This window comes from Archangium violaceum, from assembly GCF_016859125.1.
GTDB lineage: Bacteria > Myxococcota > Myxococcia > Myxococcales > Myxococcaceae > Archangium > Archangium violaceum_A.
This window is the reverse complement of sequence record NZ_CP069338.1, coordinates 1,075,623-1,089,155: the sequence shown is the minus strand read 5'-3', so window position 1 is coordinate 1,089,155 and position 13,533 is coordinate 1,075,623. Positions and strand designations below refer to the sequence as shown.

At 69.2% G+C, this 13,533-nt stretch carries 11 protein-coding genes; 5 read left to right on the top strand and 6 right to left on the bottom strand.

Translation table 11 applies throughout. The annotated features are described in order from the left end of the window. Positions 1-10: 10 nt before the first annotated feature. From JQX13_RS04695 to JQX13_RS04685, 3 genes are read right to left on the bottom strand one after another with little or no spacing between them, the layout of a single operon-like run. Positions 11-1,393 carry an efflux RND transporter periplasmic adaptor subunit gene (locus JQX13_RS04695; RefSeq protein ID WP_203407876.1) on the bottom strand — a complete coding sequence of 461 codons (1,383 nt, stop codon included), beginning with the start codon at positions 1,391-1,393 and terminating at the stop codon, positions 11-13. 46 nt (positions 1,394-1,439) lie between these two features. Continuing rightward, positions 1,440-2,858 carry a sensor histidine kinase gene (locus JQX13_RS04690; RefSeq protein ID WP_203407875.1) on the bottom strand — a complete coding sequence of 473 codons (1,419 nt, stop codon included), beginning with the start codon at positions 2,856-2,858 and terminating at the stop codon, positions 1,440-1,442. Then, positions 2,855-3,583, bottom strand: coding sequence for a response regulator transcription factor (locus JQX13_RS04685; RefSeq protein WP_203407874.1), 729 nt, complete (start codon positions 3,581-3,583; stop codon positions 2,855-2,857). The genes JQX13_RS04690 and JQX13_RS04685 overlap by 4 nt, the downstream gene beginning before the upstream one ends. A gap of 249 nt (positions 3,584-3,832) precedes the next feature. On the opposite strand from JQX13_RS04685, the gene JQX13_RS04680 reads away from it, so the two are divergent. The 3 genes from JQX13_RS04680 (at position 3,833) to JQX13_RS04670 (ending at position 8,578) form a co-directional block, all read left to right on the top strand. Then, complete coding sequence (locus JQX13_RS04680; RefSeq protein WP_203407873.1) at positions 3,833-4,831, top strand: DUF3616 domain-containing protein; 999 nt, start codon at positions 3,833-3,835, stop codon at positions 4,829-4,831. 91 nt (positions 4,832-4,922) lie between these two features. Continuing rightward, complete coding sequence (locus JQX13_RS04675) at positions 4,923-7,298, top strand: FG-GAP-like repeat-containing protein (protein WP_203407872.1); 2,376 nt, start codon at positions 4,923-4,925, stop codon at positions 7,296-7,298. 239 nt (positions 7,299-7,537) lie between these two features. Beyond that, complete coding sequence (locus JQX13_RS04670; protein WP_203407871.1) at positions 7,538-8,578, top strand: hypothetical protein; 1,041 nt, start codon at positions 7,538-7,540, stop codon at positions 8,576-8,578. Positions 8,579-8,581: 3 nt separating this feature from the next. Here JQX13_RS04670 and JQX13_RS04665 read toward each other — a convergent pair whose 3' ends face one another. After that, positions 8,582-9,163: a TIGR02265 family protein gene (locus tag JQX13_RS04665; protein WP_203407870.1), complete on the bottom strand. Its 582-nt coding sequence runs from the start codon at positions 9,161-9,163 to the stop codon at positions 8,582-8,584. A 167-nt stretch (positions 9,164-9,330) separates the two neighbouring features. Here JQX13_RS04665 and JQX13_RS04660 point away from each other — a divergent pair, with 167 nt between their 5' ends. Beyond that, the gene (locus tag JQX13_RS04660) at positions 9,331-10,308 is read left to right on the top strand and encodes a fumarylacetoacetate hydrolase family protein (protein WP_203407869.1); all 978 of its coding nucleotides are present in this window, start codon (positions 9,331-9,333) and stop codon (positions 10,306-10,308) included. Next, positions 10,305-10,952: a maleylacetoacetate isomerase gene (gene maiA / locus JQX13_RS04655; RefSeq protein ID WP_203407868.1), complete on the top strand. Its 648-nt coding sequence runs from the start codon at positions 10,305-10,307 to the stop codon at positions 10,950-10,952. Before JQX13_RS04660 ends, maiA begins: the two co-directional genes overlap by 4 nt. A gap of 3 nt (positions 10,953-10,955) precedes the next feature. On the opposite strand, the gene JQX13_RS04650 is transcribed toward maiA, so the two are convergent. After that, on the bottom strand, positions 10,956-12,278 hold the full coding sequence (locus JQX13_RS04650; protein WP_203407867.1) for a sensor histidine kinase: 1,323 nt from the start codon (positions 12,276-12,278) through the stop codon (positions 10,956-10,958). Positions 12,279-12,463: 185 nt separating this feature from the next. Next, complete coding sequence (locus tag JQX13_RS04645; RefSeq protein ID WP_203407866.1) at positions 12,464-13,531, bottom strand: aminomethyltransferase family protein; 1,068 nt, start codon at positions 13,529-13,531, stop codon at positions 12,464-12,466. Positions 13,532-13,533 lie beyond the last annotated feature (2 nt).

Sequence of the window (13,533 nt, the reverse complement as noted above, 5' to 3'; positions counted from 1 at the left end):
TCTCTCTCGCCTAGAAGGGCCCCGGGGGACGGAACCCGCCACCCCTGCCTCCACCCATTCCCGTCCTCGCGCCGGAGCTGGCGGCGCCCTGCGGAGCCTGCGCACCCGCGGCCAGGGCGGTGATGACCTGGTCCCCCTCGCGCAGCTCGCCCTCCACCTCCGTGTACGTGCCATCCGATACTCCGGGCTTCACGCGCACGGGCCTGGGCCGCCCGTCGCGCAGGACGAACACCGTCTTGGTCCCGGGCGCGGGCTTCCGCGCCGGCTCCGGGGCTCCCGCGCCACCCACACCAGGTCCCTGGGGACCGGCTGCTCCGGCGCGCGGCCCGGCTCCCGCGGGAGGCTCGGGCGGCCGGAAGCGCAGCGCCGCGTTGGGCACGGTGAGCACGTTCTCCCGGTGCGCGGTGATGAAGGTGACGTTGGCCGTCATTCCCGGCTTGAGCTTCAGGTCCGGGTTCTCCACGTCGATGACGGCGTCATAGGTGACGACGTTCTGCACCGTCTGGGATTCGTTGCGGATCTGCCGGATGGTGCCCTCGAAGTTCACCCCGGGCCAGGCATCCACGGTGAAGGTGGCGCGCATGCCGTCCTCGAGCCTGCCCACGTCGGACTCGGCGACGCTGGTGTCCACCTGCATCTTCCGCAGGTCCTCGGCGATGGTGAACAGGACGGGGGCCTGCAGCGAGGCCGCCACCGTCTGGCCCACGTCCACGCTGCGTGAGATGACGACGCCGTCCGTGGGCGACACGATGGTGGCGTAGCGCAGGTTCACCTCCGCTTCGTTGAGCGCCGCCTGGGCCTGCGCCAGCGCGGCCTCGGCCGAGGTCACCTGGGCCTGGGCCGACTGGGCCGTGGCCTCCGCGGTGTCCAGCTCCGCCTGGGCGATGAACTGCTGCTCGCGCAGCGTCCGGGAGCGCTCGGCCTGGCGGCGGGAGTTCTCCGCCTCCACGCGCGCCTTCTGCAGGTTGGCCTTCGCGGACATCAGGTTGGCCCGGGCACGCTCCACCGCGGCCTGGAGCAGCTGCGGGTCGAGGCGGGCAATCACCTGCCCCTTCTTCACCGGCGAGTTGTAGTCGACGAGGATCTCCTGGATGCGGCCGGAGACCTGGCTGCCCACCTCCACCGTCACCAGCGCGGACAATGTGCCCGTCGCCGTCACGCGTGACTCGACGGTCCGCCGCTGCACCGCCGTCGTTTCGAAGTTGGCCGAGGGGTCCTTGGCCTTGGGCCGCAACAGCCACACGCCAGCGGCCACCACCACGGCGATGGCCAGCAACCACAGGGGCCATTTCGCGGGCAGGTGCCGACGCCGGGCGGACGTCTCCAGCGCGGGCGCGGGCTTGATGGAACGGGACGTCTCTTCGGTTCGCGGCGACTCGGTCGTTGACCTCATGGACCGAGATCTACGTGCCGCGATGTTTCGGTGAATCTCGCGTTTGTTACGAAATATGACGCGCCAGGTCCGTCAGCCCGGCCGCCTGCTCCACGGCTGGAGCGGCCGGAATGATGACGCGAGCGGTCGTTCCCTGGCCGGGCTGGCTCTCCAGCGTGAGCGTGCCACCGTGGGCGACGACGATACGGCGTGCGAGTACGAGCCCCAGGCCCACGCCGCCCGTCTTCCGGGCCCGGCTGCGATCGCTGCGGAAGAAGGGGGTGAAGAGATGGGGCATATCGGCGGCGTCGATGCCGATGCCCTCGTCACGTACCTCCACCTGGAGACCAGGTTCCAGGGGGCGGGCGAGCAGGCGCACCGTCGTATGGGGCTCGGAGTATTTGCCCGCGTTGTCGAGCAGGTTGTCGAGCGCGCGTCGCAGCAGCACCGGGTCCGCTTCCAGGAAGGGCAGGGTGCCCTCCACGCTCACTTCCAGCCGGTGCTCTGGCCGGGCGGAGCGGAAGCGCGCGGCGGCCTTCTCCACCAGGGACGAGGCCTCCACCAGCTCGCGGCGCAGCGGCGGCGTGGCGCCGGGAGTCTGGTCCGTGGCGAGGTCCAACCGGGCCGCGGTGAGCACGTCCGACACCAGCCGCTCCAGCTCGGTGAGATCCTCGGCGATGTCCCCCAGGGACTCACGCGCCAGCTCGGCGCTTCCCTCATTGGCCAGATCCAGGGCCACCCGGATGCGGGCCAGGGGGGTGCGTAGCTCATGCGACACGTTGGCGAGCAGCTCCTTCTGGGAGCGCAGCAGGTGGGTGATGCGCTCGGCCATCTCGTCGAAGGCCTCGGCGACCTGTCCCAGCTCGTCGCGCCGGCGCACGCCCGTGCGTGCGCTCAGCGTCCCCGCGCCAAAGGCCCGCGCCGCCAAGGCGAGCTTTTGAAGGGGCACGGCCAGGGAGCGGGCGAAGATGATCGAGGTGATGGCCGTGCACCCGAGGGTCACGGTGAGAATCACCCAGAGGTCGGGGGGCAGCCCGGGGGGCGGGGGATGCTCCATCGTGGCGTAGGCCTCCAGCGGACCCGTCGCTGGGATGGCCACCGTCGTGAGGTGATGCGGCTCCTGGCTGTGCATCGAGCGCTCCGTCTCGAGCTGGCGGAGCTCCTCGGCGGAGAGGGGCGCCATGGGCGGCGAGACACTGGACGCGATGAGCTGGCCATCGACGGTGCGCATCGTCACCCGGAGCCGGAGCTGCTGGCCTGCCCGGTCCAGCGCCGCCTGCAGCTCCTCCGGCCGGTCCCGGAGCCGGGCCCACTCGGAGATGAAGTAGGTCGCGCTCCGCTCGAAGAAGCGTGGCCGGGAGCCCTCCTCCATGGCGTACCGGCGGGCCACGTTGAACGCGAAGGCGATGAGCAGCAGCTGCGCGAGGCCCACCAGGTAGATGCGCAGCAGCAGGCGGCCGGGAATCCGGAAGCGCCGGGCCTTCATGCTTCGTCACCCGTGGCGAGCATGTAGCCCGCCCCACGCACCGTCTTGAGCAGCTTCGGGTTGCGGGGATCCTCTTCGAGCTTCTGGCGGATGCGGAAGATGTGCACGTCCACCGAGCGGTCGAACACCTCCTCCGCGTTGCCCTTCACCAGGTCCAGGAGCTGCTCCCGGCTGAGCACGCGCCCGGCCCGCTCGGCGAGGACGCGCAGCAGTCCGAACTCGTAGGAGGTCAGCATCAGCGCCTTGCCATCGAGCGTGGCGCTGAGGCTGCGGGGATCCATCGCCAGCTTGCCGACCTGGAGGGGCTGGGAGGATGGCCCGGAGCGGCCACGGGCCCGGCGGACATGGGCGCGGATGCGCGCGAGCAGCTCGCGCGAGGAGTAGGGCTTGGCGAGGTAGTCGTCCGCGCCCGACTCCAGGCCGAGCACCCGGTCGGCCTCCTCGCCGCGTGCCGTCACCATGATGATGGGAACGTCACTGCGCGTGCGCAGCTCGCGGCACACCTCCATCCCATCCCGCCCGGGCAGCATGAGGTCCAGGAGGATGACGTCGTAGGCATGCCGGCTCGCCTCCGCCAGCCCCTCGGGGCCGGTGCGTGCGGTGGTGACGAGGATGCCGTGCTCCTGGAGGTAGCGGCTGGTGAGACGGGCCAGTCGCTCGTCGTCCTCCACCAGCAGGACCTGGATGGTGCCTTCTTCCGTGGTGGGGTGTGTCGTCTGGTCCATGTGTTCATCTCCTCCAACCGGGGCCCTCATCCCTGGGCTCGCAGCGATGAAGATACGGCCCGGGGGCAAGTAGAGGGGGATTGTCTCGGCACCCCAGGTATGGGCGTCCGGACGCTTGCCCCCGGGTCGCACGCTGAAAGGTGCCTACCGGATGTTTACGGCGCACTTCGAACGTATGAAGAAATATTTCGAGGGGCGGGGGGGAGGCTTGCAACCGAGCATTCCCCTGACGACTTTATGGTTTGCGCCATGTTCAAGACCGCCTTCCTGGTGTCCACCCTTCTGGGTGCAGCCCCGGCTGACCGCGCTCCCTCCGCTGCCACACTCTCCAAGGTCGTGACCTTCGAGGGCATGTGCGACGCGTCAGGTGCCGTGGTGTCGGGTGGGTTCTCGTTCACCGTCGCCGATGACGAGGACAACATCATCCGCGTCTACGATGGAAAGGCCGGAGGCCGCCCGGTCAAGACGACGGACATGTCCCCGTCGCTGCTGCTGCCCGAGGGAAAGAAGCGGGCGCCGGAGACGGATATCGAGGCCGCGACGGAGATACCGCCGCTCGCCTTCTGGCTGACCTCCCATGGGCGCAAGAGCTCCGGCAAGGTGGACGCCAACCGCTTCCGCTTCTTCGCGACCCGCTCCCGGCCCGACGGGACGACCCAGCTCGAGGGAAAGCCCTACACGCGCCTGCTCGAGGACCTGCTCGCGGCCCCTCAGCTCGAGGCGTTCGAGCTCGCCACGGCCTCCACGCGTGCACCGAAGGAAGAGGGCGGGCTCAACATCGAGGGCATGACGGCGATGGAGGATGGGAAGTCCATCCTGATTGGCTTCCGGAGCCCGCTCCACCGGGGCAAGGCCATCACCGTCACGCTGTTGAATCCCCTGGAGCTGCCGCAAGGCAAGCCGGCGCGTCTGGGGCCGGCGCGGTTGCTGGACTTCGGTGGGCTGGGGATTCGCGCCATCTCCTGGTGGCGGGGCCAGTACCTCTTCATCGGAGGCACGACCTCCAGTGGAGGAACCTCCCGCCTGTTCACCTGGGATGGGAAGTCCGAGAAGCCCTCGGTGGTGGAGGGCGTCGACTTCACCGACCTGAACCCCGAGGCCTTCGTCACGTTCGAGGACAAGGAGGAGATCCTCGTCCTCAGTGATGACGGAACCCGCCTGATGGACGGCGTCGAGTGCAAGCGGCTCAAGGAGCCGGAGAAGAAGCGGTTCCGCGGAGTCTGGCTCCGGTTGCCGCAACATCGCTGAGTGGGAGATCCAATTCCAGGGCTTCCCTTCAATTCCAGCCATGAGCCCTCACCCGTCATGAGGGCCTCGAGCGGAGTGGAGGAGACGCGGAATGAAGACACGAGGCGGCGGTCAGGGCCCTGTCGTGGGAGGGGCGAAGTTCCGGAGTGGGCGGCTGTTCGTCACGCTGGGGGTGTTGTCCACGGCGGCGGCTTGCGGCACCACGGCGGCACCGGAGGGCGCGCCAGAGCGGAAGGTGGAGGTGGGAAACCTCTCGGAGCGTTGCGAGGTGAGGCCTCCCTTCGCGGGCACGCTCGAGCCGGAGCTGCAGTGGGCATGGACGGGCAGCCCGGTGATGCCCGAGCACCATCAGGTGATGATGACGCCCGTGGTGGTGGATGTGAGCGGGGACGGCGTCCCGGACATCGTCTTCAGCAGCTTCGCGGGCGCCAACTACAGCGCGGACGGTGTGCTCCGGGCCGTCAGTGGAGATGACGGGCACGAGCTGTGGTCCGTGACGGAGCCATCGGCCCGGGTGAAGCCCGCCGCGAGCCTCGCCGCCGGTGACATCGATGGCGATGGCCAGGTGGAGATCTGCGGCATCCCCGAGAACGGCCGCGGCATCATCTGTTTCGAGAACGACGGCACCTTCAAGTTCCGCTCGGCCGAGGCCGCGTATGACTTCAACGAGTGGGGCGGCCCCACGCTCGCGGACCTGAACGGCGATGGGAGCGTGGAGATCCTCGACGGCAACCGCGTCTACGACAACACGGGCGCGCTGAAGTGGGTGGGCTCCGACGGCATGGGCGGAGCGAAGTACACCGGCCCCGTCTCCCTCGCGGCGGACATCGACCAGGACGGCACGCTGGAGGTGGTCAACGATCGCGCCGTCTACCGGCACGACGGCACCCTGCTGTGCGCCAACACGGAGATTCCCCACGGCTTCGCGGGTGTGGCCAACTTCGATGAGGATCCGGCCGGGGAGATCGTCGTGTCGGGCGATGGCAAGGTGAGCCTGCTCGACCAGGACTGCTCGCTCCTCTGGAGCGTCGATGTGCCCTCGGGGGGCCACGGGGGTCCGCCCAACATCGCGGACTTCGACGGTGACGGCCAGCTGGAGATCGGCCTGCCCGGCGAGTGGGCGTACTCGGTCTTCGGGGCCGATGGCTCCGTGAAGTGGTCGAGCCCCATCCAGGACTACAGCTCCGGCCGGACCGGCTCCACCACCTTCGACTTCGAGGCGGACGGCAGGCTCGAGGTCGTCTTCGCCGACGAGCTGACGCTGCGCATCTACGACGGCGCCACGGGCGCGGTGCGCTGGGAGATTCCCAACAGCTCGAGCACCACGCACGAGAACCCCGTCATCGCGGACGTGGACGGGGACACCGCCGCGGAGCTCGTGGTCGTCTCCAACGATCATATGTTCCCGGACGGCACCGGCACCCACGGCATCCGCGTGTTCCGTGACCGGAACGAGCGCTGGGCCGGCACGCGGCGCATCTGGAACCAGCACGCCTACTCGGTGACGAACATCAACGACGACGGCACCGTCCCGGCGCACCCGGCGACGAACTGGCTCGACCCGAGGCTCAACACCTTCCACGCCAACGTCGCCGCCTACTTCGGTGAGGGCCCGAGCCCCTATGCCGCCTCGGACCTCGTCGTGACCGCGGTGTCCGCCACGTGCGAGGGCGAGGGCTCCGTCGCGCTCGGCGCTCGCGTGCTCAACCAGGGAGATGCCGCGGTGGCCGCGGGCGTGAAGGTGGCCTTCTTCTCGGTGGATTCGACCTCGGGCCGCACGCTGCTCGGCGTGGCCACCGTCCCCGACGCGCTGCCCGCGGGAGGCAGCGCCCTCGCCACGGTCTCCGTATCCTCCTTCTCCGGCGGCGCCGAGCTCCTCGCCATCGTGGACGACGATGGCACGGGCGCGGGCCGCGACACCGAGTGCCTCGAGGACAACAACACCCGCGTGGCGACGGTGGACCTCTCCTGTGAGGTGCCCGTGAGCAACCTGCCGCCGGTGGCGCTCTGCCGTGACGTCACCGTCAGCGCCGATGCCTCCTGCCAGGGCCGCGCCAGTGTGGACGGCGGCAGCTACGACCCGGACAACGGGCCGTCGCCGCTCTTCGTCTCCCAGTCGCCCGATGCGTCCTTTGGCCCGGGCAGCCACGCCGTCACGCTGACGGCCTCGGATGGCGAGGCGAGCGCCCAATGCGTGGGCACCGTCACCGTGGTGGACACCACGAAGCCCTCCATCACCTGCCCCCTGTCGGTGGATGTGAAGGTCGGCTCCGGCATCGGGCTCGCCGTGCAGTACGCCGTGTCGGCCCGGGACAACTGCGGCCCGGTGCCCATCACCTGCTCGCGCCCCTCCGGCTCGCTCTTCCTGCTGGGACTGACGAACGTCACCTGCACCGCGAAGGACACGTCCGGCAACACGGCCTCGTGTGACTTCGGCATCCGGGTGCGCCTCGGCATCTCCCTCTGAGCGCTCGTTCCGGGCTCGAGGCCCCGGGTGGGGGCGCGACACAGGTCGGGAATCCGCAGTGAATTCGGTAGTTTTCCCGACCTGTGTCCAGACGCCAACGAGATTCGCCACGACGGCAAAGTTTCCCCCTACCTGCCGGGGCAGGAGTGGGTTAGAGTGTACCCACGTGTGTCGATTCCGACACCTCTCTGCGACCGAAGAGACCGCGCCCCCAGCGTCTCGAGCACGAGGGTAGATGCATGGGTAACGCCCCCCAGCCGTTGATGGCCGTTTCGCAGTCCCCCGTTTCCATCTCCGCCCTGGCGACACCCGCCCTGGTCACCCTGTGGGGTGACCGGATGCCCTTTGCGTCGGCGGGTGCGCGGCTCCACGAGGTGCTGGGCCGGCCGGAGCTGTTCGCACGCATCTGCGTGAGGGATCCGTACTTCGCGCTGAGCGAGGTGACGGTGGTGGGGCACGGTGAGGTGGTGGCGGGGGTCCCGGTGGAGCAGGAGACGGGAGGTGAGGCCTCGCCCATCAACGCCGCGGAGGTGGGGCGGCACCTGGCCATCCTCGGCTCGTGCGCGGCGTCGCTGGTGAACGCCAAGGAGGGGCAGCACTACTACCTGGCGCGGCGCGCGAGGCTGGAGCGGCTCCACGAGGGGCCGCTGCCCCGGGCCACCGGGCTGCTGCGGGGCGTGGCGAAGGCGGAGTTCAAGGAGCGGCGCACCGCGACGGCGAACACGCTGCTGACGAGCGCCGAGGGCCAGCCGCTCTTCTCGTTGGAAGTGGACTACAACGTGCTGTCCGCGCCGGCCTTCCTGCGCCTCTTCCAGGGGGCGCGTCAGGAGATGCGCCGCGAGCCCCGGGCGGAGCGCGAGGCACGGGGCACGTCGGTCGACTTCGCCGCCATGCGGCAGAATCCCCACCGCCGTCCGCCGCCGCTGCGGGACTTCGTGCGGGATGGGGAGTGCCTGAAGGCCACGCTGGGCCCGGTGAGCGCGGAGCTGTGCAAGGGCCACTTCGCCATGCACCCGGTGCTGCCGGTGGCGGTGGTGATGAGCGGCCTGTCCGGGCTGGCGGGCACGCTGCTGCGCGAGCTGGTGGGCAACGCGTCGGCGCGCTACCTGGTGACGCGCGGAGAGGTGCGCGCGGAGAGCCTCGCCTACGCCGGGGAATCGGTGACGTTCGGTGCCCACCGCCACGGGGGGGAGGGGCGCGACCACCGCTTCTACTGCTGGGCCTCGGTGGGCGAGCGCCTGGTGGGCGTGATGGAGCTGACGCTCACCTGCCTGGAGTGAGCCTCACTCCCAGGAGATTTCGTAGTCCACCGACTCGATGTCGATGGGCTGCGCCGTCACCTTGCCCTTGAAGCCCAGGGCCTCCATGGCCCCCTCGAAGATGCCCACGTGGTAGGCGGGGGGCTGCATGTCGCCGCGGTAGGTGATGATGCACGCCTTGGGGCCGGCGGGGCGGTGCTCGCGCTTGCCGTACGTCACCACGGTGCTGAAGGCCACCCGCGTCTGGGCGAAGAGCCGCTGCGGGTCCCCCTTGCCGAGGATGCCGAAGACGACCTGTCCCGGGCCCTTGGAGAAGCTCTGCACGCAGGCTCTGCCGCAGGCGTTGAAGACGGCGTCCTCGGGCCCCATCTTGTGCTCGAGCGCGTCCGCCGCGTTGTAGAGCATGGTGAGGTAGTCCGAGGCCGGGTAGGTGCGTAGGTCGTTGATGTCCCGGGCCAGCGGGCCGACGCGCACCTGGCGCAGCGCCTGCGGGCCTCCCACCTTCTCGACCATGTCGAACACCACCCGGAAGAAGAGGCCCCGCACTCCGTCGTTGGGCCGGGTGACTGCGATACGCGCGGCGAGCTCGGTCTTGTTGGATGGCATGGGTTCGGGGCCGAACATTAACGGGTAGGGAACCGACGTCCAACCTTCCGTGGTCCTCGTCAGCCTTCGCTTGACACCTCGCTCCCTGGCACGGAAAAGCCCGGGTCCGAAGGCGCTGGCCCGCCTCGTTGTATGTGTATCTTTCCAGGCCGCCTGGAGTCCGACGCGTGAAGCTCGCCACTCTCAATGATGGGACCCGTGATGGAAGGCTCATCGTCGTCAAACGAGACAATTCCGCCTATGCGTTCGCCACCAATGTGGCGCTCACGCTCCAGGGCGCTCTCGACAAATGGGAAGAGTCGGAGCCCCGGTTGCGCGCGCTGGCCGAGGAGCTCGAGGCCGGCCGGGTGCAGAGCCGTCCCATCGACGTCCGGGCGCTGCTCTCGCCGCTGCCGCGCGCCTACGAGTGGGTGGATGGAAGTGCCTATCTCAATCACGTCATCCTCGTGCGCAAGGCGCGCAACGCCGAGCCCCCGGCGACGCTGAGGACGGATCCGCTCGTGTACCAGGGCGGCTCGGGCACCTTCCTCGCGCCCACGCAGGACATTCCCCTGGTGGACGAGGCCTGGGGCATGGACTTCGAGTCCGAGGTGGCCGTCATCCTCGGGGACGTGCCCCTGGGCACCCAGGCGAAGGACGCGGAGAAGCACGTGAAGCTGGTGATGCTCTGCAACGACGTCACCCTGCGCAACCTCATCCCCAACGAGCTGGCCAAGGGCTTCGGCTTCTTCCAGGGCAAGCCCTCCAGCTCCTTCAGCCCCTTCGCGCTCACCCCGGACGAGCTCGGCCCCGCGTGGAAGGACGGCCGCGTGCACCTGCGCCTGCGCTCCACGCTCAACGGCCAGGTGGTGGGTGACACGGACGCCGGCCCGGAGATGCACTTCTCCTTCTTCGAGCTCATCCAGCACATCTCCAAGACGCGCGCCTTCACCGCCGGCACCATCCTCGGCAGCGGCACCGTGTCCAACGAGGATCGCGCCCGCGGCATCTCCTGCCTCGCCGAGCGCCGGATGATCGAAACCATCGAGACGGGTTCCCCCAAGACGCCCTTCATGAAGGTGGGGGACACCATCGACATCGAAATGTTCGGTCCGGAGGGGCAGAGCCTCTTCGGTCGCATCTCCCAGAAGGTGGTGAAGCCGTGAAGCTCTACAACTACTGGCGCTCGTCGGCCTCGTGGCGCGTGCGCATCGGGCTCAACCTCAAGGGCCTGTCCTACGAGTACGTGTCCGTGCACCTGGTGAAGGACGGAGGTGAGCAGCACTCCGACGCCTACCGCACCATCAACCCCATGCGCTCGGTGCCCACGCTGGAGTTCACCGAGGCGGGTCAGGTGCGCCACCTGGCGCAGTCGATGGCCATCCTCGAGTACCTGGAGGAGCGTCATCCTTCGCCCGCCCTGCTGCCGGCGGATCTCTATCTCCGGGCCCGCTGCCGGATGGTGGCGGAGATCGCGAACTCGGGGATTCAACCCCTGCACAACCTGGCCGTGTTGCAGCGCATCAAGGGAGAGCTGAAGGGGGATGACAAGGCCTGGAGCGCGTACTGGATCGACCGGGGTCTGACGGCCTTCCAGGCGTCCATCCAGGAGACGGCGGGCCGCTACTGCTTCGGGAACTCCGTGTCGTTCGCGGACATCTTCCTGACTCCCCAGCTCTACGCCGCCCGGCGCTTCGGGGTGGACCTCGGGCCGTACGAGCTGCTCACCCGCATCGAGGCGGCCTGTGCCAGCCTCCCGGCCTTCCAGGCGGCGCATGCGGACCGGCAGCCCGACGCCGTGCCGGCCTGAGCGTCAGCGGCTCGCGCGCAGCTCTCCGCCCGACTGCCCTTCCGGGGGCAGGGGCGGGACGCGAGGCAGCTCGAGGGTGAAGCGCGTGCCCTTTCCCAGCTCGCTCTCCACCTCGATGCGCCCGCCATGGGCCTTGATGATGCCGTGCACCACCGAGAGCCCGAGCCCCGTGCCCAACCCGGGCGGCTTGGTGGTGAAGAACGGCTCGAAGAGGTGACGCTTCGTCTCCTCGGACATGCCCGTGCCGGTGTCGCGTACTTCCACGCGCACCCGATCGCCCTCGCGGCGCGTGGTGATGTGCACCACTCCGCCCGGTGGGGTGGCCTGTCCCGCGTTGACCAGCAGGTTCACCAACACCTGCACGAGCTGACGCGGACGGCCCACCACCGTCCCTATCTCGTTCAGCTCCCGCTCCACCCGCACGTGGCCGAGCTGGACGTGCGCGATGCGCAGCGCCGTCCGCACCTCGGCGTCGAAGTCGTAGGAGGCGTGGCCCTCGTAGTCCCCGCGCGAGAAGCGGCGCAGGTCCGAGACGATGGAGTTCACCCGCTGGATGCCGTCCAGCGTGGCCGGGAGCACGTCATCCCGGTACTCCTTCATCGGCTCGGGCAGGTTCTGCGTTTCCTTCATCTCCCGGAGCAGCGAGTCGACGTTGATCGTCACGAAGCTCATCGGGTTGTTGATTTCATGCGCCACGCTCGCCGCCATCAGCCCCAGGCTGGAGAGCCGTTCCTGCTCGAGCGCGCGCTGGTGCAGCTGCTGCAGTTCCTGGTGGGCCTTCTCCAGCTCCTCACGCTTCTGCAGCACCAGCTCCAGCATTCCGCGTAGCAGGGCGACGCGCTTCTCGGACACCAGGTAGCCGAAGACGCCGAGCAGGGAGAAGGCCAGGGCCATGGTTGGATTGGCGCCGGTGGACAGGGCCACCGCGTCCAGCCCCACCAGGTAGAGGGCCATGCGCGGACGGACCCAGCGGTCCAGGCCGAAGTACCAGAGCATGTTGTAGGTCACGAAGACCCAGAGCAGCGCCGACCACTGGGTGTGGATGCCCACGAGGGCGACGCCCGCCCCGTTGACCCCCATCCGTATCGTTTCCACCGTGGCGCGGCCGACCTTCTTGGGGAGCCACTCGAAGAACAGGAGGTTGAGCAGGGTGAGCCCCACGCCCACTCCCACGATGACGAGGACCGCGCGCCACTGGCCCCAGAACTCGGCGAGCAACGCGAGGTTGACGACGGTCGCGCCCAGGCCCGCGATGCCCTGGATGGCGCTTTGTACCTTCTCCGGGTCCGCCTCGCTCACTGCGTCTGTGGGTCGGGCAGTCGCCATGGTCCGTTGTTCCGATGTCAACGGACTGTAGTCCGGAGCTGAGCCCCCGGTGCAGTGGACCCGGACGCCACCCGGGCGCGGGGCGTGTGCTTCAAGACGCTATTCGAAGCGGGAGAGCTCGGGGGTCCCCGAGTGTGGCGCATACCCTCACCCCGTCCCTCTCCCAGGGGGAGAGGGGAGGGTGCTCAGGTCAGGGGCAGGGCCGATACGGTGGCCTCGGCCGGGCCTTCACCCACCGTCAGTACCGTCCCCGGCTCCAGGTGGTCCCGGTGCACGTACCCCAGCGCCACGTTCTGCCCCTTCCGCGGCGAGCGCACCACGCTGGTCACCCAGCCCACCTTCTTTCCATCCTTCTTCAGCTCGGTGCCGGGCGTCGCCTCGGTCGCCCCCAGCAGCAGGCCCGCCAGCTTCCGGTTCATGTGCCCTCGGAAGGTGGCTCGCGCGATCACCTCCTGCCCGATGTAGCACCCCTTGTTGTACGAGATGGCGTTCGCGAGGTTCGCCTCCAGCGGAATGGTGGTGTCCACCATGTCCTGGCCGTAGCGCGGCACCCCCGCCTCCACCCGCAGCGTCTCCAGCGCCCGCCAGCCGAGCGGCTTCACTCCGAAGCCCTCGCCTGCCGTCACCAGCGCCTTCCACACCGCCTCCAGCGCGCCCCGCGGCACCAGCACGTCCACTCCGTGGGGCTCCAGGGAGGTGAATCCCACCAGCATGACCTGCTGGCCCGCCAGGGTGGCCGTCCGGGTGGCGTTCTGCGGCAGGGGCTCGAAGGGGCCGCCCAGCGCGGTGCCCAGGAGCTCGGCCGTCCGGGGGCCCAGCAGCCGCAGCACCCCCTGCTCGCTCGTGGCGTCGTGCAGCTCCGCGTCCTCGGAGATGAGGAATTTCTCCAGGAACTTCCGGACCTTGGCGCCCAGCCCGGGCTCCACGTCCAGCAGCAGGTCCGCCTCCCGGCGCAGGACCCGGGCGTCCGCCACCATGGAACCTTTCACGGTGAGCATCGCCGCGTAGGTGGCCGCCCCGGCGGCCAGTCCTTTTATTTCCTGCGTCACCATCCCATGCAGGAAGCTTGCGCGGTCCTCCCCGGTTATCCGCAGCGCTTCCCGGTAGGTGGCATCATGGAGGGCCACTGCTTCCCGGGCTGCCCGGTACTCCGCCTCCATGTCCCCGTAGTCGGCCACGACCTCCCGGCCGTTTACTTCCAGGAAGTGGGCTCCTGCCTGCTCGTGAAGAAAATGCAGAGACAGCGGTTCCATGA

Coding starts and splice junctions, on each gene's coding strand:
- JQX13_RS04675 (WP_203407872.1), top strand. CDS start 4,923: ATGAAGACACGAGGCGGCGGTCAGGGCCCTGTCGTGGGAGGGGCGAAG.
- JQX13_RS04695 (WP_203407876.1), bottom strand. CDS start 1,393: ATGAGGTCAACGACCGAGTCGCCGCGAACCGAAGAGACGTCCCGTTCC.
- JQX13_RS04650 (WP_203407867.1), bottom strand. CDS start 12,278: ATGGCGACTGCCCGACCCACAGACGCAGTGAGCGAGGCGGACCCGGAG.
- JQX13_RS04690 (WP_203407875.1), bottom strand. CDS start 2,858: ATGAAGGCCCGGCGCTTCCGGATTCCCGGCCGCCTGCTGCTGCGCATC.
- JQX13_RS04645 (WP_203407866.1), bottom strand. CDS start 13,531: ATGGAACCGCTGTCTCTGCATTTTCTTCACGAGCAGGCAGGAGCCCAC.
- JQX13_RS04665 (WP_203407870.1), bottom strand. CDS start 9,163: ATGCCATCCAACAAGACCGAGCTCGCCGCGCGTATCGCAGTCACCCGG.
- JQX13_RS04685 (WP_203407874.1), bottom strand. CDS start 3,583: ATGGACCAGACGACACACCCCACCACGGAAGAAGGCACCATCCAGGTC.
- JQX13_RS04670 (WP_203407871.1), top strand. CDS start 7,538: ATGGGTAACGCCCCCCAGCCGTTGATGGCCGTTTCGCAGTCCCCCGTT.
- JQX13_RS04680 (WP_203407873.1), top strand. CDS start 3,833: ATGTTCAAGACCGCCTTCCTGGTGTCCACCCTTCTGGGTGCAGCCCCG.